This window comes from Acinetobacter sp. AOR14_HL, from assembly GCF_027855175.1.
Classification (GTDB): Bacteria; Pseudomonadota; Gammaproteobacteria; order Pseudomonadales; family Moraxellaceae; genus Acinetobacter; species Acinetobacter calcoaceticus.
This window is the reverse complement of record NZ_JAKTII010000001.1, coordinates 18304-40397: the sequence shown is the minus strand read 5'-3', so window position 1 is coordinate 40397 and position 22094 is coordinate 18304. Positions and strand designations below refer to the sequence as shown.

Genomic DNA, 22094 nt, shown 5'->3' with positions numbered 1-22094 from the left:
ACAGGTACAGCACCAAGCATTGCGGTGGCTGATGGTAGCTACACAGATACTGTGGGCAACCTCGGTACAGGCGATGTGCTTGATGGCACAGACGGTTTCGTTGTAGACATTGTTCCACCAACACTTGCAATTACTACTGATGATCTAGCTCTTGCAGCAGGTGAAACTGCGAATATTACCTTCACATTCAGTGAAGCAGTTGCAGGCTTTGATGCGACAGACATCGCGGTAGTGGGCGGTACCTTGACTGGCCTGACTACGACGGACAACATCACCTGGACAGCGGTGTTTACACCAGATGGCACAGGCACAGCACCAAGCATTAGTGTTGCTGATAATACTTACACAGACCTTGCAGGTAACTTAGGTACAGGTGATGTACTTGATGGTACAGATGGTTTCGTTGTAGACATTGTTCCACCAACACTTGCAATTACTACTGATGATCTAGCTCTTGCAGCAGGTGAAACTGCGAATATTAGCTTCACATTCAGTGAGGCAGTTACAGGCTTTGATGCAAGTGACATCACACTTATTGGTGGTACATTGAGTGCGTTGGTTACAACTGACAATATCACTTGGACAGCGGTGTTCACACCTGATGGTACAGGCACAGCACCAAGCATTAGTGTTGCTGATAGTACATATACAGACCTTGCTGGTAACTTGGGTACAGGCGATGTGCTTGACGGTACAGATGGCTTTATCGTTGACCTGGTTGCACCAGTGGTTGGTTTCACAGATGTAACTACTAATGATGACACACCTCCATTGACTGGTACGATCGATGATCCTGCTGCAACAGTTGTCGTGACTGTTGATGGCGTGGATTATCCAGCAACTAACAATGGCGATGGTACTTGGACGCTTGCAGACAATACCTTGCCAACACTCGCAGACGGTCCACACACAGTGAGCGTAACTGCAACAGATGTGGCAGGTAACATATCGAATCCGGCAACTGGTACGGTAACGATTAGTTCTTCTAGTATCTTGGCCTTTGATAACACTGATACAGCCGTACTTGCTCCTCAACCATTGCTTGTACAAGATGATGCCTCTTTAGGTAGCGAAACTTACCTAGCCTTGGTTTCACTTGCTGGACTTGATTTACAACTTGGTTCTGAAGCAATTGATTTTACAGTGGGTGCTGGTCAAGAAGGTAACGCGACATTTACTTACAGTGCTTTAATTGGAGTGGATGCATTATCTGACTACTCTTTAGTTGTTCAAAAATTTGATACAACAACAGGTCAATGGACTGCGATTTATGGTGGTGGCCAAGCGGATATTCTTGATCTTACTTTACTAGGTTCAACACCTGGTGTAGTGATTGATGGTTTAGAAGAAGGTCAATATCGTGCATTCATGACTTATAACGGTCTTCTAGGCATCGGTTTACTTGGTACCTTAACCGGGACAATGGATGTCTATGATACGACACAAGTAGGTGGATACTACACCGAAGTTGCCGATGGTAATGTTATTACTGATATCAATACCAGTGGTGAAATAGACATCGTAACTCCTACGACTGTAGTTACAGCGGTAAATGGTCAGCCTGTTACAGTGGTAGATACAGTGATCAACGGGTTGTATGGTACTTTGGTAATTGATCCAGACGGTACATACACTTACACACCTAACTTAGATTCCGCTGGAGTTGGTCAAACAGATGTGTTTGTCTACACATTAACTGATCCTCTAACTGGTGATACTGCTCAAGCAAATCTCAATATTCAATTGAGCTCTGTGAAAGCGGTAGACAATGTAGTAACGGCAGAAATTAACCCAGAGCCATTGCTTGTTGCAGATGATGTAGCTCTTGGAGATGCATCTTACCTTGCAGCCGTATCGTTGGCTGGTCTGGATTTACAATTGCTTGGTAACGAGGCAATTGAATTTACTGTTGATCCAAACCGTGAAGGTACAGCAACGTTCACATTCGATGCGATAATCACTGCCGATTTACTCAGTGATTATGCGATTGTTGTTCAGAAGTTTGATGAAGCAACAGGACAATGGGTATCGATTGGTGGAACTAATCCAGAAGCTTCTCTCATCGATCTATCACTCATCGGCGGTACACCAACAGCCGTGCTTGAAGGATTGGATGCTGGTCAGTACCGTGCATTTATCGGATATGAAGGTTTGCTAGGCATAGGCTTAGGCGGAACATTAACTGGTACGATGGATGTCTATAATCCATACATCGTGGCTGGTTACTCTGTTGAACCGATCTCTGGTAATGTCATCAAAGATGCAAGCCTCACTGGTGAAGTTGATGCGGCAAGCAGCAATGCTGTCATCTCTGAAGTGAATGGTATTGCTGTTGATCCAACAGCTGGTGCAACAATTGTTGGCGCATACGGTACGTTGGTGATCGATCAAGATGGTAACTACACCTATACCCCAACTGTAGATGGAGCAAACCTCGGTCAGGTAGATCAATTTACCTACACCTTGCTTGATCCTGTAACAGGTAACACTTCTGAGGCAACACTTTATGTTCGTCTCGATAGTGACAGTGTAGATATGACTTGGAACGATGCAGATCCATCTCAACCAGCTGTAATTACTAGTCCGCTTCCAGTAGATGCAATGGATAACGTTGCTTCAGCTGAAATAGACATGGTGTATCCAGTAACAACTGAGGTACTTGATAATGCGATCAGCTATAACTGGTTACTCGGTATAGGTGGAATTGTTATCGGTTCTAGAGAAGGAACAGCGACATTTACAGTTGACCCAGGTAACCTTACTGATGCCATTATTGCAGTGAACTTCGGTTCGGTTGCAACGGTTATTGATGGTTTACATGTGGTATTAACCCGAGTAAATCCAGACGGCTCTCGTACTGTGGTTGCTGATAGTTCTGATACTGGCGTGATTGATTTGTTAGGTATCTTTGGTTCTGAAGTTCAATTCAAGATTGATAACTTAAGTGCCGGTACTTACGAGTTGTTCATGGAAAGCAACACACTTCTAACAGCTCTAGGTAGTGTTACAGCAGATATCACACTAAATCATGGTGATATTACTCAACCTCCTGTACTGGTCGTTGACCCTGTAACTGGTAATGTACTCGCTGATGATAACTCTGCTGTTTATGGTACAAACTATGTGCCAGACTACATTACGACAACTTCAGTAGTAACTACAGTTACAGCTGAAAATGGTAATACAGAAGCGGTTGTAGTAGGTGCTCCTACAACGATCGTAGGTGCATATGGCAGCTTGATTATCAATTCAGACGGCAGCTATAGCTATCAGGCAACTGCAGATATGGCGAATGTAGGTAAAGTTGATAGCTTCACTTACACAGTCACAGATCCAGTTACTGGTAGAACTGATACAGCTACATTACATGTTCAAGTTGGTTCGCCAGATGTTGATGTAACTTGGAACACAGCAGATCCTTCGGCAGATGCAACGCTTCCAACGCCTTCTGCAACAGCTGATACTGATGATGCAACAATCAGTATGTCACCAGTGGTAGATCCACTTGTGGATGTAGTAAGTGGTAATGTGACCATCGGTAACTTGGTTGGTTTCCCAATTCCACTTCCTGTACTCAGCAGTACGGTAACGTCGGATCAATTTGTGATTGCTGCTAATACAGTAAGCGATGTACATGTACAGTTGAACTACACTGCATCATTAAGCTTGTCTGCTTTCCCAACAACTGGATATACAATTCAGCAGTTCGTTGGTGGAACATGGGTTGATACTGCATATTCAGGTTCTGCAACTGCCTTGGCAGGTGTACTCGGTGCTCCGGCATTCTCGGCAGATGTACCACATTTGACGGCGGGTACTTATCGAGTTGTATTCAGTTTATCAAGTGTGCTTTCACTAGGTGTGGTAACTCTAGACTCTGTAGTGACAACTACAGCGACTCATCTAGACCAATACACACCAGATGGTCAAACAGACTGGATTACTGGCAACGTACTTACTAATGATGTCGTAGAAGGTACTCAGCTCTATGTACTGAACTCAACAACTGGCACATATGAGCTAGCTGCTGGTCAAGGAGTGAATACAGGTGAAGGCACATTGTATCTATACAATGATGGCTCTTACTTCTACAAACCATTAGACAGTGCTGCTAATGCGACAGTTGATGTGATTGATTACAAGTTAGTTTCGGTGATTGATGGTAGTGAATATCCTTCTTCATTGACGATTAACTTGAGTCAAGAGTTGAATAGCCTTGCAGTAAGTACTGCGGCAAATGATACATTTGCTCTTGGTAATGGCTCTGATACCTTGATCTACAACACATTAACAGCTGCAAGTGTCACTAATGCAACTGGTGGTAACACAACAGGTGGTGGTGTAGATATATGGACTGACTTCCATGTAGGTGATACTGCAACCGATGATCAGGCTGATAAGATTGACTTAAGTAACTTGTTAATTGGTTCTCAATCTAACTTAACAATTGGTCAATATGTGTCAGTAAGCTACGATGCTGGTACTCAAACTGCGACAATCAGCGTAGACCGTGATGGTGGAGTACTCATCGAAGGTACTTACACTGAAACACCATTGCTTCAATTGACTAACCTCACAGGTCCAGTCACATTGAATGACTTGATCAACAATGGTCAAATCATTTTCTAATCTGACAATCGACTTATAGAAAAAAGAGCCTTCGGGCTCTTTTTTTATGTTTAAACAATACGTTAACTTTGCTTTTAGAAGGGGCATGATATGATGCTTGATTAGCGCTTTATAGAACAACAAACAATTAGGGACTGAATTCGAGTGACGGCATTTTTAAATTTCCAAAGACAACTTAACCTTTGGTTAGAACAAGTTGTTCAGCACGTTCCGAGTCTTAAACAGGATATTATTTTATTTTTATCTTATGGCCCCAAAGACCAAAGATGTAGCGTATGGCACAGTGAGAAAACCAATTTAGAGCAGGCTAAAAAACAATTATTAGATTTTATTAATGACCAATTTGCACAGGCACCACTTGCTGATTATATAAAAATCGATATTGCATATAATTTAGCGAAACAAGCTTGGAAAGAAGTAGAGCAGCAGGTCCACCATCAATTTCACAACAACCATTACCGTAAAGGCATCGGCTTTGATGAACAAAGTTCAGTGGCTTTTCTTGAACAAGAGATCTATGGAAAAGCAATTATTCGAGGCTTGAGCTACGACAAGCCGAACTTCTTTGATGAAACCAATCTGAATTATGCAATTAAGCAAAAATATAACGCTACAAAACCACAAATTAAACTACAAGAGCTACAAGAAATTTGGACTTTTGATACCTACGCAGGATTTTATGAAAATGGGCAATTCATTAATTTAGCGAGTCGTTATGATGTAAATGGTATTAGAGGCATTTCAAACAATAAGAAACAGCATTTTCAGCAGTTAATAGAACAAAATTCGGCGTTTCTTCATGACCAGATTCAAGAAAATGGCAAATTTATTTATGGTTATTTTTCTGCCTATGATCGGGATATTCGTAACTACAATACGGTACGTCACTGTACCTCGGTGTATGCCTTACTAGAAACATTTGAGGTGCAAAATAAGCCTGAATATTGGTCTAAAATTCATGCCGCGATTCACTATGCACTGACCAAATTTTATAAAGAAAAAGATTCATCAACCGCTTTTATGATTGATGGAAAAGAAGGGGAATTAGAAATTAAACTGGGTGCCAATGCGGCAGCTATTTTAATGCTAACAAAATATCAAGAAATTACTCAAAAAACTGATTATCAAAAATATGCAGAGAAACTCGCAAATGGTATTTTAAAGCTAGTAGATTTAAATGGATCAACGACTCATGTATTAAATTATCCAGATTATGATTTAAAAGAAAAATTTAGGATTATTTATTATGATGGAGAAGCTGCTTTAGCTTTATTACGTTTATATCAAATTAACCAAGATTCTAGATTATTAGAAACAGTTAAGTTAATGTTTGAATGTTTTATTGAAAAAAGATATGAAAAATATCATGATCATTGGTTAAGTTATTGTACCAATGAACTCACTAAAATATGCCCAGAAGATAAATATTTTATTTTTGGTTTAAATAATTATTTAAAACATTTTATTTTTATTAAAAATCGAAAAACCACATATGCAACTTTATTAGAGATGTTAATGGCTGCTTATAAAATGGTGAACCGTTTAAAAGAGCAGGGGCGCACAGCACTTTTTGAGCAATCTTATATGTCTGAACTTCAAAAACTAATTGAGTTTAGAGCAGATTTTCAAACTACAGGATTTTTTTATCCGGAAATGGCCATGTATATGGCACGGCCAGATAAAATCTTGCATGCATTTTATATTCGACATGACCGTTTTCGAGTACGGATTGATGACCAAGAGCATAACTTGTCGGGTTATATCGCCTATGTAAAAGATTACAAGGGTGATGAGCAATGAAGTATCAACCCGTTGAGATCAAGTTATTAGCACATGTTGATACTACAAGTTTTGATGAAACTTTATGGCAATTCGAATTTGATGATGATATTTCAACGCCCTTACTCATCGACTATGCATTAGAGCAATTTCAGCAAAACAAAATACAAGCTCAAGATGTCTATGTCGTGCCTGAGCACCTATCTGAACAAGTAGGTCAGCACAATTTAGGCTTAAAGCCTTCTGAACATTACACCTTTACTGAGCTATTACAGTTTTTAATTTTTACCCAAGCAGCAGATGTAAAAAATGCTTTAAGCAATATGCTTTGCGGTACAAATGAGGAAGCATATTTAGCTTTATTAAAAAGAGCTGATATCTATCACTTAAATTTTAAAAAAGAGGGTAAACGAAATCAGCTAAAATATTTGTTTTTATTAATCAAAAATATTTATACCTATCCAGCTGAAATCAGAAATCTGTTCTTTGTAAAGGAGCTAAATTTTAAGGGTAAGGCCTATCATCCACAGACGCCCTTAATAGCTCAATCAATCATAACGGTCTTATATCTCTCTAATTCGTTTCGAGAAATTTATCTCACGTTCTTTGAAGAAAACCAGACCATCGGTTTCTTTTCATTTTTAGATGATATTCATCGAATTGAACATTTGGTTCCTTACTATCACTGCTTTCAAGAGCAGAACGTAAAACCTAAAGTTTGTACTACTCGAAGTGGCATGATCAATATTTTGGGAGATACTTATTTTGGGGAGATCTATACAGAAAAGCGCAAGTCTAAGGGGCAAAAAGATGCTCTACAACAATATGGATACAGCTATTCATTCGAAAAAATAAAAGCTTTTTTAGGTGAAAATGACTTAAATATTACTAACTTTGAAGCAGTATTTTCTTTAGAAGATCAGTCACCATTAGCGCGTAAAAAGCCGTTTATTCTTAAAGCTGAGGCTGAAAAAACATTAGCGGAATTTAAGAATATTCACCTTAACCATGTTGTGTTGGCCAATAACCATCTAAAAGATCATGGCAATAGTGGAATAACTTATACATTACAGCAATTTGATCAGGCCAATATTTCTTATATTGGTGCAGGATTGAACCAAAAAGATGCCCATAGCTATTTTGAAATCACGTTTAATAACAAGCATTACGCTATTTTTAATGGCTATTGGCACAGAAATACGGCTTATTTAGATTATGATTTTTACGCTTTAGGGCACAAGAGTGGAGTGGCCTGTCTAAATGGAGTTTTAATTGAACAAATAAGCCGTTATAAGTTGGCTCATCCTCACCATAAAGTCATTGTTATTTGTCATTGGGGCGTTGATTTTAAACCTATTACAAAAGAACAAACTAAACTCGCGAATATTTTAACCCAAGCGGGGGCCGATCTTTTGATTGGACATGGTGCGCACACTGTTCAACCTATTCAATCCATTCATCAAAAGCCTGTAGTATTTGGTATTGGCAATGCAGTTTTTAATAGTAATGGTGAATATGAAGAGCACAATGCTCTACCATATGGATGTATAGCACGGTTAGATTTGTCAAAAGATCGCCTTCGTTTATATCCGATCTATACCAATAATTTAAAAACATTTTGGCAGCCGTATCCAGTCAATGAGGAAGAATTTTCAAAGGTCAGCAGTTATATGACTTCATTACTGACCCAAGAAAACTATAGTTTGGCTCAAGATAAATTAGGTTTTTATATCGAGCTTGGTTTTTAAAATATGTTAAGGATAACTTTGATAATTCGATAAAATTGTTTGAAGTTGTACAGGTGTAAAACCTAAATTCCTTAATCCACCACTACCACGTTTACATTCAGCACTCGCCATAATATTCGTTGGAGTCCGTTTTGTAGCATTCGGTGCGCAAACATGTTTTAGACCAAATGCATGCCCCATTTCATGAACGCTTCCTGCCTGAATATTATAATTTAAACGATTCCAGTCTAACAAAATAAAGGGTTCGCCATTGTTGCGAAAAGCTCTGCTGGTAACATCTTCAAATTTCCATTTAGGTGAGTATGCATCGTAAATAAAAATAATGACTTCTTTACTTGCTGTACGTTTTGGAAAACAGGTCTTTATGCTTGCCGGAATCGTTTCGAGGGAAATAGGGTAGGGCTGATTAATTTGCTGCTTAAGGTCACATCGTAACTGAATGAACTGTTCATATGGGATATAGCGGTTTAATTGGAACTTAAAGATTTTATTGTTTTTATCATCTACATAATATTTATTTAATATTTTAATTTCTTTCCGCATTTGTTGGTAATTATCAAACTTTACAGCTTCTGGAGAATTAGTGGTAAAAACGAAAGTGACTGGAACGATAGGGCGGCCATCTATAGATACTTTAGGTACTTCTCTTGAAGGAAGAATAGGGGGGCGAGTAGTACAAGAAACACATAGTAAAGTTCCAGTCACTACCAGTATGGTTTTTTTCATGCAGATCTCCCTCAAACCTACCTTGGATTATATTTAATTTTAGTCAAATTTTTTTATATGATATGAAGAATGTCAATTTTTATGGAGTCCATTTTGACAACTCAGTATGAACTACATCGGCAGATTTTAGAAGTCATTGCTTTGATTCCTTGCGGAAAAGTTGCAACTTATGGGCAGGTGGCTCGTATGGCTGGGTTACCTAAACATGCGAGACTCGTTGGCTATGTCCTTAAGCATCTTGAAGCAGATCATCAAGTCCCTTGGTATAGGGTTATTAATTCTCAAGGCAAAATTAGCCTAAGTAAATTTAATGAAAAGGGTGAAAATGTTCAACAGTTAAAGCTAGAAGCTGAAGGCGTCTATTTGTTAAATGGTAAAGTAAGCTTAAAGCAATTTGCTTGGCAGCCTTAAAGATACTGAAAAGGCTATTTATTTAAAATAATTGCCTAAATCATTAAAATTAACAAGATAGGCAATATGGAAATTATCGAACAATTAAAACAGGAATATGACTTTCGCCTAAGACTTTTTGTGCAACGCTACCCAGCACCAGTTTTCGGACACCTGTACGACCATGTGAACCCATCACAATGAGATCAACATTTAAGTCTTGAGCAGCCTCAATAATTTCTTCATGCACTACAAAACCTTCCAATAACTTAGTTTCAACAGTAATACCTTCTTCGGCAAATTTTTGCTTTGCTTGTTCTAAAATGTCGAGTAAATAAGTTCGTGTGCGTTCAATCAAATCATTCGTTTGACCAGTTTTTACATAGACATCTGCAATAAACGGGTCAAGTGCCATAACTTGTACAACCGTAATTTTGCTATTTAGCGCTTTTCCAAGTTTGATCGCCTCTTTCATGGCGATCATAGAAGTTTCAGAACCGTCAATTGGTACAAGAATATGTTGATATGACATGAGTATCTTCCTTATTGTAATGATGCTTATTTATTCAATACTTTATACTTTTTTTTTGACGATTTAAATTCAAGCAGGTAATCATTTGTGACTTTATAACAATAAATTTTTCTAGATAAAATTTTATAGATTCTGGAAATTTTCCATATGTGTAGATAAAGCATCTATATCATCAGTTTGTAAATATTCACGTATTTTCAGAATCTGCTTTTCATCTAAATCATACAGTTTTAAAGCAAGCAGTTTATCGATTTGTTCTTGAGGAAAGCGATATTTAATAATTTTCGCAGGCACGCCACCTACAATTGCATAGGGTGGAACATCTTTAGTTACTACAGCTCCAGTTGCAACCACTGCACCTTCACCAAGTTTGACACCTTGCATAATCATTGCACGACTACCAATCCAACACCCATCGGCAATAATTGTATCACCAGCAGCTAAAAAGCTACGCGTATCAAAAGGAAAAGTCGAAATCCAGTCTGGTCTATGAAGTTGGTTACCACCCATCATGATTACGCATTCAGCGCCAAAACAAACAAAATTACCAATATAAAGTTGATCAATCGGTTTGTCAGGTGTCGAGGCTTTGTCATGTAAATAACGTACAACACAACGTTCAAAACCTTGGTCCCAATAGGCTGAATAATATGAATAATGACCTTTAATATGGATATTCGGGTTTTTAACAGTTTTGGAAATAAACTCAAATTCACACCAATGACGAACTGGGGTGTTAATTAAAGAAGTATCCATTTGTGATTTCCCAAAAATATATCAATGGTATTGAATAAAAACCCCTCATAAAGAGGGGCTAGTTGTGTATTATCTTAGAGATATTCTACACTTACGATTTCATATTCGACTTCGCCTTGAGGAGTCACGATTTTTACTTCATCGCCTTCACTCTTACTCAAAAGACCACGTGCGATTGGTGAGTTCACAGAAATTTTATTAATTTTAAAATCTGCTTCGTCATCGCCTACAATTTTATAAGTCTTACGTTCTTCGGTATCCAAGTTTTCAATGGTGACAGTCACACCAAATACAACACGACCATTTTGCTCAAGTGTTTTGACATCAATTTCTTGAACTGCACCGAGTTTACCTTCGATATCCTGAATACGGCCTTCACAGAAACCTTGCTGTTCACGAGCAGCGTGGTATTCTGCGTTTTCTTTTAAATCGCCATGTTCACGCGCTTCAGCAATCGCTTGGATAATACGTGGGCGTTCAACAGATTTTAAATGTTGTAATTCTTTCTCTAAGGCAATTTTACCTTCAGGGGTCATTGGATAGCGTTGCATTTTGGTCCCTCTTAAGTTGAGAAAACACAGTTAAAAAAATGAAAAAATCCCGCCACCGATAAGGTGACGGGACTTATCGGTAACAAATTAACCTACAGTTAAATCTTGCAAGCGGTATACATCCATTGGCAATTTCACAGCAAAGGCTTGGCAAACAGCTTCTGCACCATTGATAGTCGTTGTGTAATACACTTTGCCTTGTAGGGCAGCACGACGAATCATTGCAGAGTCATATTGAGCCTGTTTACCTTCAGTGGTATTGACAATAAGGTGTATTTCACCATTTTTCAAGCGGTCAACAATATGTGGACGACCTTCAGTTACTTTATTCACAGATTCACATTCTAAACCTGCTTCTTTAAGCACTTGGTATGTACCACCTGTTGCAATAAGCTTGAAGCCATATGCAGCTAATTTCTTAGCGATATCTGCAATATATTTCTTGTCAGATTCACGTACTGATAAGAAAGCATGTTTCACTTCGCCTTCGGTTGGTAAACCTGGTAAGCGTTCATTTGAGCCTAAAACAGCTTTATAGAATGCTTCACCAAATGTTTTACCTACACCCATTACTTCACCTGTAGATTTCATCTCAGGTCCAAGCATTGGATCTACGCCTTGGAATTTAGCGAATGGGAAAACAGCTTCTTTCACAGCAAAGTGTGTTGGAATGATTTCTTTAGTAAATCCTTGAGATTCAAGTGATTGACCAGCCATACAACGTGCAGCTACTTTTGCTAAAGAATCACCAATACATTTCGATACGAATGGAACTGTACGTGAAGCACGTGGGTTAACTTCAAGAATGTAAACATCATCGCCTTTAACTGCGAATTGAACGTTCATCAAACCAACCACACCAAGTTCTTTTGCCATCGCAACAGTTTGACGACGCATTTCATCCTGAATTTCTTTTGATAAAGAATAAGGAGGAATTGAACATGCTGAGTCACCTGAGTGAATACCAGCTTGTTCGATGTGCTGCATAATACCGCCGATCACAACGTCTTTACCGTCAGATACACAGTCAACATCAACTTCAGTTGCATCATCTAGGAAGCGGTCAAGAAGAACAGGGGCTTCGTTAGATGCCTGAACTGCTTCACGAAGGTAACGTTTAAGTTCTTCTTCGTTATATACGATTTCCATTGCACGACCACCTAATACATAAGATGGGCGAACAACTAACGGGTAACCTACTTTTGCAGCTTCAGAGATACCTTCTTCAGCAGATTTTACAATGCTGTTGTTTGGTTGACGAAGCTGTAAACGTTGGATCATTTGCTGGAAACGTTCACGGTCTTCTGCGCGGTCAATTGCATCTGGTGATGTACCAATAATTGGTGTACCAGCTTCTTCTAAAGCACGTGCCAATTTAAGAGGAGTTTGACCACCGTACTGGACGATTACACCTTTAGGCTTCTCTGTACGTACAATTTCAAGCACATCTTCAAGTGTTACAGGCTCGAAGTATAGACGGTCAGATGTGTCATAGTCGGTAGAAACAGTTTCAGGGTTACAGTTAACCATGATTGTTTCATAACCATCTTCACGCATAGCAAGTGCCGCGTGTACACAGCAGTAGTCAAATTCGATACCTTGACCAATACGGTTTGGACCACCACCAATCACCATGATCTTGTCACGATTTGATGGGTTTGCTTCACACTCTTCATCGTAAGTTGAATACATGTATGCAGTACCAGATTCAAACTCGGCAGCACATGTATCAACACGTTTGTAAACTGGGTAAACACCCAAATTCCAACGTTGTTTACGGAATTGCTTTTGTGAAATACCCATGAGGTCAGCAATACGCAGGTCAGATAAACCTTTGCGTTTGAAAGCACGGATATTGTCAGCGTTTAAGTCACCAAAACCTAAAGCTTTTACTTCAGCTTCAGTTTTAACGATGTCTTGAATTTGAATGAGGAACCAACGGTCAATTTTGGTTGCTTCAAACACTTCGTCTAAAGAGAAGCCATGACGGAAAGCATCTGCTACATACCAGATACGCTCAGGGCCTGGAACTTTAAGCTCTTTTAAAATGGTTTCTTTTGCATTTGTTGCGCCAGCTTCGATTTTTTCATCAAAACCGCTTACACCAACTTCAAGACCACGTAATGCTTTTTGTACAGATTCCTGGAAGTTACGGCCAATAGCCATTACTTCACCAACAGATTTCATCTGAGTGGTTAATACAGGTTCTGCTTGTGGGAATTTCTCGAAGTTAAAACGAGGAATCTTCGTTACAACATAGTCAATCGATGGTTCAAAGCTTGCAGGAGTCACGCCACCAGTGATGTCATTTTTCAATTCATCAAGGGTATAACCAACAGCAAGTTTTGCTGCGATTTTTGCGATTGGGAAACCTGTTGCTTTAGAAGCAAGAGCAGATGAACGAGATACACGAGGGTTCATCTCGATGACAACCATACGTCCATCTTTCGGGTTAATACCGAATTGAACGTTAGAACCACCTGTTTCAACACCAATTTCACGAAGAACTGCAACCGAAGCATTACGCATCAATTGATATTCTTTGTCTGTTAATGTCTGAGCAGGAGCAACGGTAATTGAGTCACCAGTGTGAACGCCCATTGGATCGAAGTTTTCGATAGCACATACGATAATACAGTTGTCGTTTTTGTCACGAACAACTTCCATTTCGTACTCTTTCCAACCAATTAAAGATTCATCGATCAATAACTGGTGAGTAGGAGAAAGGTCAAAACCGCGTTCACAAATTTCAAGGAATTCTTCGCGGTTATATGCAATACCGCCACCCGAACCACCCATTGTAAATGATGGACGAATAATTACAGGAAAACCAAAGCGCGACTGGATTGTTAAAGCTTCTTCCATTGTTTCAGCAATGGCAGCTTTTGGACATTCCAAGCCAATTTTGCGCATAGCGATATCGAAGAGTTTACGATCTTCGGCTTTCTCAATCGCTTCTTTGCTTGCACCAATTAATTCAACATTGTATTTAGCAAGAACGCCGTGCTCATCAAGTGCGAGGGCACAGTTCAATGCAGTTTGACCACCCATAGTTGGCAATACTGCATCTGGACGTTCTTTTTCAATAATCTGTGCAACTGTTTGCCAAGTAATCGGCTCAATATAAGTTGCATCAGCCATTGAAGGATCTGTCATGATGGTTGCTGGGTTAGAGTTAACCAAAATAACACGATAGCCTTCTTCACGAAGTGCTTTACACGCTTGAGCACCTGAGTAGTCAAACTCACATGCTTGTCCAATCACAATCGGGCCAGCACCAATAATTAAGATGCTTTTAATATCCGTACGTTTAGGCATTATTCGCTCCGTAATTACTGTTTAGATGCTTCGATAAGTTCGATGAAATGATCGAACAAAGGTGCACAATCATGTGGACCAGGGCTTGCTTCAGGGTGACCTTGGAAGCTGAAAGCTGGTTTGTCTGTACGGTGGATACCTTGTAGGGTGCCATCGAACAATGATTTATGCGTTGCTTTTAAGTTAGCCGGTAAAGTTTCTGCATCTACAGCAAAACCATGGTTCTGTGAAGTAATCATCACTGTACCATCTTCAAGATTTTGTACAGGATGGTTAGCACCGTGGTGACCATGGTTCATTTTTACAGTTTTTGCGCCAGAAGCGAGTGCCAGAATTTGGTGACCTAAGCAGATACCAAATACAGGTAATGTTGTGGTTTCAACAATAGTTTTTACAGATTCGATCGCGTAATCACAAGCAGCTGGGTCGCCAGGACCATTTGAGAGGAATACGCCATCCGGATTAAGTGCCAATACTTTTTCAGCCGGAGTTTCTGCAGGAACAACGGTTAGTTTGCAACCGCGGTCTGCAAGCATACGCAAGATGTTGGTTTTGACACCGTAATCGTATGCAACTACATGGTATTTTAATTCAGGTTGAGAGAAGCCTTTGCCTAAGGTCCATGAACCTTCAGACCATTCAAAACCTGTTGGATCACAACATTCTTTTGCAAGGTCTAAACCGTTTAAGCCACCAAAAGCACGTGCTTTTGCAATTGCTTCTTCTTCTGTAATATTTTCGCCAGCAAGGATACATCCGTTTTGGGCGCCAGTCTGACGTAAAATACGAGTCAGTTTACGAGTATCGATATCTGCGATAGCAACAACATTATGCGCTTGCAAATATTCACTCAACGACTGCTCAGCACGGAAATTACTGTGTAGTAGTGGAAGGTCACGAATAATTAAACCATTCGCCCATACTTTATGGATACGACCAGATTCAACGTCTTCCGAGTTGCAACCAGTGTTGCCAATATGAGGGTAAGTTAATGTCACAATTTGTTGTGCATAACTTGGGTCAGTCAAAATTTCTTGATAGCCTGTCATGGCTGTGTTAAAAACGACTTCTCCAGTCGTACTTCCCGGTGCGCCGATTGACGTTCCTTTAAAGATCGTTCCATCTGCGAGGGCTAAAATGGCGGGGATGCTCAAACCAAAGCTCCTGAATTTCGGCTGTAAAAAAGCGAGTAGACCCAAAAAAGATCGGCGATGTTTGGATAAAACATGCCCTCCCTATCGGTCTGCCCGCTTGTAACTTAACAGCGCATTATACGCATGGAACCCTCTAAAGTCTATTTCTTTTATGCTAAAAAATATAATTCATTGCTTGCTTTTTACAAAAAAATATCCGCTTATCTGAATTAGATACTTTTGATAAATTGTCTAACAATTTGCAAGGGGAATTCTTGGAACTAGATTTATTGTATTGCTAGTTAAAAAATAAACAATATGAGGAAATAGTATGAGCAATAATGAAGTTTCAAAAGATGTGAGCGAAAAAGCTCAAGCAGTCGTTGATTCGGTAAAAGCTGAGGTTAATGAAGTTAAAGAAACCATAGCTGCTACTACAACTAAGGCTAAAAAAACAGTAACTGCTAAAACTGCACAGGTAAAAGAAGCTGTTGCCGAAAAAACTGAGCAAGTTAAAGAAGTTGCTACAGAAGCAACAACTCAGGTAAAAGAAGCAATTACTGAGACTCAAGAGCAAGTCAAAGAAGTTTTAAGCGAGACTCAAGAGAAAATTGAAGCCGAAACTCACGAATTAAATAAGAACATTCAAAATCAATTTGTTCAAATTAAACAAGATATTCTACAGCGTCTGGATGTGATTAAAGCTCAGTTTAGTACTTCACAAGAAGGCTTATCTGACCTTAAAAATGCTTTGAAAGCAGAAATTAATGCACTTATTGAAGATTTAACGAAAGTGAGCAAAGAGCTTAAGGGTGATATTAGCCAGATTTCTTTGAAACACAAAGATTCTCTAAGTGAAAGTATTAAGCGTACTAAAAGTAATGCAGTCGAAGCTTGGAATAAAGCACGAGACAATTAATGATCTCTGCTTTGATCCAGCTATAAAAAAGCGAGAATTAATTTCTCGCTTTTTTATTTTTAGAACTGATGTAACCAGTCACGTTTATTATGGAAGTCTGCACTTTTTCCACTATGCTGCATTGCATAGTACTGCATACCTTCTTTGGTCTTTAAAACTGTAGTCAAACCTAAATAAAGGTTTGCCCATTTCAAGCGATGCTGTTGCATAAATTGTCCTAAATCAAGACTAACATTTAAGCCATAGTGAGTACGCTTGAGATGATTCAGTTCAATATCGTAAGCAGCAAGGGGAGGTATACTTTCTGGATAGCGATATTCTTCAAACTGATATGACTGCCATGCTTGAGAAGGGGAAAGATTAATTTCCCGATAATAATCTTCACCATGCACGCCAACAAAAATTTCGAAACAAGTTTCTTCCCACAAAAAATCTTGACGAGGATGAGCCGCGACTTCTTGAGGCCAGATAATAAGTTGATTTGGATCACGAATCCAAAAACCGATATTTAAGGTATAGGGTGCTTGCTGTTCAATTGCGCCAACAACGGAAACAGCTTGAAAACGATCAAAAGCTGAAAGTTCGTAACTTGCCATAGTTTGTCAAATTAAATTAGTTTGCTAGATGAGCGTGACGAACAAGATTAGATAAATGCTGGTTTTGTTTAGCTGCCTTTTTGTAAAGCAAAACAATTTTACCAATTTTTTGCACAGCTTGAGCACCCGTCGCTTCTACAATTGCGTCAATTGTTGCAGTACGCGCTTCACGGTCTTCACCAGCAATCTTAACTTTAATAAGCTCATGGTCATTTAAAGCGCGAAGCGTTTCTTCGATTACCGCGTCTGTTAAGCCTTGTCCACCAATCATGACAACCGGATTAAGCACATGACCAATTTGACGTAAACGTTTACGTTCATGGATAGATAAAGCGGCCATTAAAAATACCTGATTTTAAAAACGGCTTAGTATAGCAAAAAACTTAAAACCAGATGTACGAAAAACTGTATAAATAATCGATCAACATTATTGGAAAAAAACTGTAAAACTTAGTGAGATTACGCTACATCCGTACTGTAATGAGAGTAATTTTCACGTACAATGAACGATCAGAAGTTTTTTTGATATTTAGTGAGTTATGGCAACACGCATTACAAACCAGAAATTGTCGAAAAGTAGTCGTGTATGGATGAGGGAACATCTGGACGATCCTTTTGTAAAAAAAGCACAAAAGGAAGGATATCGTGCTCGAGCAGCCTATAAACTTCTTGAAATCCAAGAAAAATATAAGTTGATCAAGCCAGGCATGACTGTGGTGGATTTAGGTGCGGCTCCTGGTAGCTGGTCTCAAATCGCTGGGAAACTCGTTGGTAGCAAAGGTTTAGTGGTTGCTTCCGACATTTTGCCTATGGATGCTTTGCCTGATGTCACTTTCTTACAAGGCGACTTTAGAGAAGAAGATGTATTTGAAAAATTGTTAAATATTTTAAATGGGCGACAAGTAGACATTGTAATTTCTGATATGGCCCCCAATACATCAGGTAATAGGGCCGTTGATCAACCTAGACAGATTTACTTATGTGAATTGGCTTTAGATTTCGCTCAAAAGGTTCTGGGTCCTAATGGACAATTTGTTGTTAAAGTGTTCCAGGGCACAGGATTCGATGAGTTTCGTAAACAAGTAGTTGATAGTTTTGATGTGTTAAAGACAGCAAAACCAGCAGCTTCTCGGGCGCGGTCTAAAGAGGTTTTTTTGATTGGACAAGGGCGTAAGAAAGCATTGCGATAAAGTTTACTTGCCAAGCTCCTAAAAATTGTGCATTTTGTACTTTTAGGTTATCCGCAAGCAATACAGTTGCTGCTTTTATGACGATCGGCCAAGATTGGGCATGATCAAATTAGATCGATATGGGAATAAAGCTTTGAGCGATTACTTCAAGAATGCCGTATTGTGGCTAATAATACTTGGTGTTCTGATTTTAATTTTCAGTAATATCAGTGACCGCAATAAGCCTACTGCGATGAAATATTCAGATTTCGTTGCAGCGGTGAATAGTGGTCAAATTAAGCAAGTCACAATTGACGGTTTAAATATTAATGGTGAAAAAACTAACGGATCACAGTTTGAAACTGTTCGTCCGCAAGTTGAAGACACTGAGCTTATGCCAAGCTTAAATAAACAAAATGTTGTTGTAGAGGGAACAGCTCCGCAACGTCAAGGCATTTTGATGCAACTTCTCATTGCTAGTTTCCCTGTACTGTTAATCATTTTGTTATTCATGTTCTTTATGCGTAACATGGGTGGTGGTGCAGGCGGAAAGAATGGACCGATGAGTTTTGGTAAGTCAAAGGCAAAAATGCTTTCTGAAGACCAGATTAAACTCAATTTTTCTGACGTCGCCGGCTGTGATGAAGCAAAACAAGAAGTTGTTGAAATTGTAGATTTCTTAAAAGACCCTGCAAAATTCAAACGTTTGGGCGCTACTATTCCTCGTGGCGTACTTATGGTTGGTCCTCCGGGTACTGGTAAAACGTTATTAGCTAAAGCAATTGCTGGTGAAGCCAAGGTTCCTTTCTTCAGCATTTCAGGTTCTGACTTTGTAGAAATGTTCGTGGGTGTGGGTGCGTCCCGTGTCCGTGATATGTTTGAGCAGGCGAAGCGTCACGCGCCATGTATCATCTTTATTGATGAGATTGATGCAGTGGGTCGTCACCGTGGTTCAGGTACAGGTGGTGGTCATGATGAGCGTGAACAAACCTTAAACCAAATGCTTGTAGAGATGGACGGTTTTGAAGGTAATGAAGGCGTCATTGTTATTGCTGCAACTAACCGTGCTGATGTGCTTGATAAAGCATTATTGCGTCCGGGTCGTTTTGACCGTCAAGTAATGGTTGGTTTACCTGATATTCGTGGTCGTGAGCAAATTCTGAATGTACATTTGAAAAAGTTACCTTCAGTCACGGGTGTGGACATGCAAGTCTTAGCGCGTGGTACACCAGGTTTCTCTGGTGCACAGTTGGCAAACCTTGTTAACGAAGCTGCATTATTTGCTGCACGTCGTAATAAGAATACTGTTGACATGCATGACTTTGAAGATGCAAAAGACAAAATCTACATGGGTCCAGAGCGTAAGTCGATGGTTCTACGTGAAGAAGAGCGTCGTGCTACTGCTTATCATGAAGCTGGTCATGCAATTGTTGCAGAGATTTTGCCTGGTACAGATCCTGTTCATAAAGTAACAATCATGCCACGTGGTTGGGCTTTGGGTGTAACTTGGCAGTTACCTGAACAAGACCAGATTAGTCATTATAAAGACAAGATGCTAAACGAAATTGCGATTTTGTTTGGTGGTCGTATTGCTGAAGAAGTGTTTATCCAACAGCAATCTACTGGTGCTTCAAATGACTTTGAGCGAGCTACTAAAATGGCGCGTGCAATGGTTACTAAGTACGGCATGTCTGACAAAATGGGCGTAATGGTTTACGAAGACGAAAACCAGAATGGTTTCTTTGGAAATGTAGGTAGTCGTACTATCTCTGAAGCAACTCAACAGTTGGTTGACGAAGAAGTGCGCCGTATTCTTGATGAGCAATATAAAGTTGCACGTAATATCTTAGAAGGTAATAAAGATATTGCACATGCAATGGTAAAAGCTTTGATGGAGTGGGAAACCATTGATCGTGACCAAATTCGTGACATTATGGAAGGTCGTGAACCACAACCGCCTAAGGTCTATGTTGCTGAAAATCCAGTGGCTGCATTTGAACCACCAAAAGATGGTCCATCTACACCACCACCATTACCAGCAATGAACTAAACCAGTTAAAAAAAGAGCCACTATCATGTGGCTCTTTTTTATGCGTGTATTTCAGACAAAGCCGAAAAGAAATCAACAGTATATCGAGTAGAGACTTGTTAAAATGTTGCAGAATATTAAATTGGAGCTTGTCATGCAGTTAATGCCTTTACCTCAGCAAATTCTACAATGTGGACAGCTTCAGTTAGATTTATCGCAGCCCCACGTTATGGGCATTTTAAATGTCACACCAGACTCTTTTAGTGATGGTGGAAAGCATAATCAGTTAGATCAAGCTGTGGCGTATGCATTAAATATGATTGAACAAGGCGCCACAATTATAGATATAGGTGGGGAATCTACTCGACCAGGTGCATCAGAAGTAAGTGTAGAAGAAGAGGTACGACGAGTTGTTCCTGTAGTTGAAGCTTTAGCTAAACATGATGTGGTTCTATCGATTGATACAAGTCAGCCAGATGTTATCCGTGCAGCGAAAGAAGCGGGGGCACATATTTGGAATGATGTACGTGCGCTTACTCGACCAGATGCATTAAAAACCGCAGCAGAGTTAGATATACCTGTAGTGATCATGCATATGCGTGGTGAGCCCACCACAATGAATCAGCTAGATCAGTATACGGATGTAACGTTAGATGTGATGCGAGAGCTTCAGCAGCGTATTAATGAGGCTCTAGCCGCTGGTGTGAAAAAGCATAATATTATTATTGATCCGGGATTTGGTTTTGCAAAAAATGCACAGCAAAATTTAAAACTATTAAAAGAGTTTTGGAAACTTAATGATATGGGGTATCCAATTTTATCAGGTCTTTCTCGTAAACGTTTCATTGGTGAAGCTTTAAAGGGTGTAGCAGCAGATCAACGCGCGGTAGGAAGCGTTACAGGGCATTTGCTTAGTATTCAGCAAGGAGCATCCATTGTTCGTGCGCATGATGTAAAAGCTATGCATGATGCAATTCTCGTTTGGAAAGCCATGGAACAAGCTTGAAGAAACAGGCTTTTATAATCAGATCATGATTAATTAATTGCATGGATTGGATGGTTGAGTCAGGGAAAATTGTCGTTATTATTTTGAAAATATGTTATAAGCGGCAGGTTTCTGCTGCTGTGTAAACTTTTGTATGTTCGAAGACTTACTTCTCCCAATGTTTGATGATGAGTATTATCCAGATATTTTAGTCGCTGAACTCAAGCAGTTAATTGAACAATTTGCCAAAAAAGTTCAAAAGTCTGCTTTAGCTGATCAGGATATCTATCGATATGCTCATCAAACTGTTATTGAAATTAATGAAATGAAACCACAGTTCGAAGATCTGGATTCTTCACTAGATGATAGTGCTGCTGACTATATTGCTGAGGCAATGATGATGGTGGCGCAGGGTGCAGGATATTTAGATCTTGAGATGGAAGAGCTGGTTATGAATCGAGAGTGGTGATTACTCTCGATTCTCAATATTTTCAAATGCATCTAATAAATGACAAGATGCCTTTGAGTGAATTTCGTTTATTTCTTTAATTTTTAACACTAAAACACCATTCTCTTGATAATCGGCATCTGCTAATAAACTGATCCAATAGGTTTCTCGTTTTTGTTGTAATGCTTTGAATTTATCTATGATCTGCTCAGGTGCTTTAATTAAGTAATCATCTTTGGTAATAGAGCAGCGTGAAAAGTACCAGTTGTCATCTTTGAAAGAAATAGTGCCAGAAAAAAGATCTGTAGCGTAAACCTTGGATATAGAAAGGATGCTACATAGAAGTAATAATATTCTTATCATAAAATTCATTTTAATTAGGCATA

At 39.3% G+C, this 22094-nt stretch carries 17 protein-coding genes and 2 pseudogenes; 10 read left to right on the top strand and 9 right to left on the bottom strand.

The genetic code is table 11. From position 1 onward, the window contains the following. Positions 1–18: 18 nt before the first annotated feature. From MKL38_RS00165 to MKL38_RS00155, 3 genes and pseudogenes are all read left to right on the top strand, one after another. Positions 19–4629: pseudogene (locus MKL38_RS00165) on the top strand (BapA/Bap/LapF family large adhesin); the annotation flags it as partial. Between the two features lie 144 nt (positions 4630–4773). Further along, a complete protein-coding gene (locus tag MKL38_RS00160) occupies positions 4774–6429 on the top strand; it encodes a poly alpha-glucosyltransferase (protein ID WP_270902163.1) in 1656 nt (551 codons plus the stop codon). Then, positions 6426–8156: a CapA family protein gene (locus tag MKL38_RS00155; RefSeq protein WP_270902162.1), complete on the top strand. Its 1731-nt coding sequence runs from the start codon at positions 6426–6428 to the stop codon at positions 8154–8156. Before MKL38_RS00160 ends, MKL38_RS00155 begins: the two co-directional genes overlap by 4 nt. 6 nt (positions 8157–8162) lie before the next feature. On the opposite strand, the gene MKL38_RS00150 is transcribed toward MKL38_RS00155, so the two are convergent. Beyond that, complete coding sequence (locus tag MKL38_RS00150) at positions 8163–8882, bottom strand: metalloprotease (protein WP_270902161.1); 720 nt, start codon at positions 8880–8882, stop codon at positions 8163–8165. A gap of 81 nt (positions 8883–8963) precedes the next feature. Here MKL38_RS00150 and MKL38_RS00145 point away from each other — a divergent pair, with 81 nt between their 5' ends. Further along, entirely contained in the window at positions 8964–9293 is a 330-nt protein-coding gene (locus tag MKL38_RS00145) for an MGMT family protein (protein ID WP_270902164.1), read from the top strand. Positions 9294–9366: 73 nt separating this feature from the next. On the opposite strand, the gene MKL38_RS00140 is transcribed toward MKL38_RS00145, so the two are convergent. From MKL38_RS00140 to carA, 5 genes are all read right to left on the bottom strand, one after another. Then, positions 9367–9804 (bottom strand): universal stress protein, encoded by a 438-nt coding sequence (locus MKL38_RS00140; protein WP_270902160.1) that lies wholly within the window; start codon positions 9802–9804, stop codon positions 9367–9369. A gap of 123 nt (positions 9805–9927) precedes the next feature. Beyond that, a complete protein-coding gene (locus MKL38_RS00135; RefSeq protein WP_270902159.1) occupies positions 9928–10560 on the bottom strand; it encodes a CatB-related O-acetyltransferase in 633 nt (210 codons plus the stop codon). 74 nt (positions 10561–10634) lie between these two features. Beyond that, on the bottom strand, positions 10635–11111 hold the full coding sequence (gene greA / locus MKL38_RS00130) for a transcription elongation factor GreA (protein WP_003650066.1): 477 nt from the start codon (positions 11109–11111) through the stop codon (positions 10635–10637). 87 nt (positions 11112–11198) lie between these two features. Beyond that, positions 11199–14429, bottom strand: a complete 3231-nt coding sequence (carB, locus tag MKL38_RS00125) for a carbamoyl-phosphate synthase large subunit (RefSeq protein ID WP_005038712.1) — start codon at positions 14427–14429, stop codon at positions 11199–11201. A 14-nt stretch (positions 14430–14443) separates the two neighbouring features. Continuing rightward, entirely contained in the window at positions 14444–15583 is a 1140-nt protein-coding gene (gene carA, locus MKL38_RS00120) for a glutamine-hydrolyzing carbamoyl-phosphate synthase small subunit (RefSeq protein ID WP_045429218.1), read from the bottom strand. Between the two features lie 123 nt (positions 15584–15706). Here carA and MKL38_RS00115 point away from each other — a divergent pair. Next, positions 15707–15864: pseudogene (locus tag MKL38_RS00115) on the top strand (hypothetical protein). Between the two features lie 29 nt (positions 15865–15893). After that, the gene (locus MKL38_RS00110; protein ID WP_270902158.1) at positions 15894–16481 is read left to right on the top strand and encodes a hypothetical protein; all 588 of its coding nucleotides are present in this window, start codon (positions 15894–15896) and stop codon (positions 16479–16481) included. A 59-nt stretch (positions 16482–16540) separates the two neighbouring features. Here the strand turns inward: MKL38_RS00110 and MKL38_RS00105 are convergent, their stop codons facing one another. Together MKL38_RS00105 and yhbY are read right to left on the bottom strand one after the other, a co-directional pair. Then, a complete protein-coding gene (locus MKL38_RS00105; protein ID WP_003650074.1) occupies positions 16541–17077 on the bottom strand; it encodes a DOMON-like domain-containing protein in 537 nt (178 codons plus the stop codon). A gap of 16 nt (positions 17078–17093) precedes the next feature. Then, positions 17094–17417: a ribosome assembly RNA-binding protein YhbY gene (gene yhbY / locus MKL38_RS00100; protein WP_003650075.1), complete on the bottom strand. Its 324-nt coding sequence runs from the start codon at positions 17415–17417 to the stop codon at positions 17094–17096. A gap of 199 nt (positions 17418–17616) precedes the next feature. On the opposite strand from yhbY, the gene rlmE reads away from it, so the two are divergent. From rlmE to MKL38_RS00080, 4 genes are all read left to right on the top strand, one after another. Next, entirely contained in the window at positions 17617–18267 is a 651-nt protein-coding gene (rlmE, locus tag MKL38_RS00095; protein WP_003650076.1) for a 23S rRNA (uridine(2552)-2'-O)-methyltransferase RlmE, read from the top strand. A 133-nt stretch (positions 18268–18400) separates the two neighbouring features. Then, on the top strand, positions 18401–20296 hold the full coding sequence (ftsH, locus tag MKL38_RS00090) for an ATP-dependent zinc metalloprotease FtsH (RefSeq protein WP_003650077.1): 1896 nt from the start codon (positions 18401–18403) through the stop codon (positions 20294–20296). 133 nt (positions 20297–20429) lie between these two features. After that, on the top strand, positions 20430–21281 hold the full coding sequence (gene folP, locus MKL38_RS00085) for a dihydropteroate synthase (RefSeq protein ID WP_231764697.1): 852 nt from the start codon (positions 20430–20432) through the stop codon (positions 21279–21281). Between the two features lie 133 nt (positions 21282–21414). Continuing rightward, positions 21415–21729, top strand: a complete 315-nt coding sequence (locus MKL38_RS00080; RefSeq protein WP_005038721.1) for a DUF5713 family protein — start codon at positions 21415–21417, stop codon at positions 21727–21729. Here the strand turns inward: MKL38_RS00080 and MKL38_RS00075 are convergent, their stop codons facing one another. Next, positions 21730–22080, bottom strand: a complete 351-nt coding sequence (locus MKL38_RS00075) for a hypothetical protein (protein WP_035357911.1) — start codon at positions 22078–22080, stop codon at positions 21730–21732. It abuts the gene before it with no gap. Between the last annotated feature and the right edge of the window lie 14 nt (positions 22081–22094).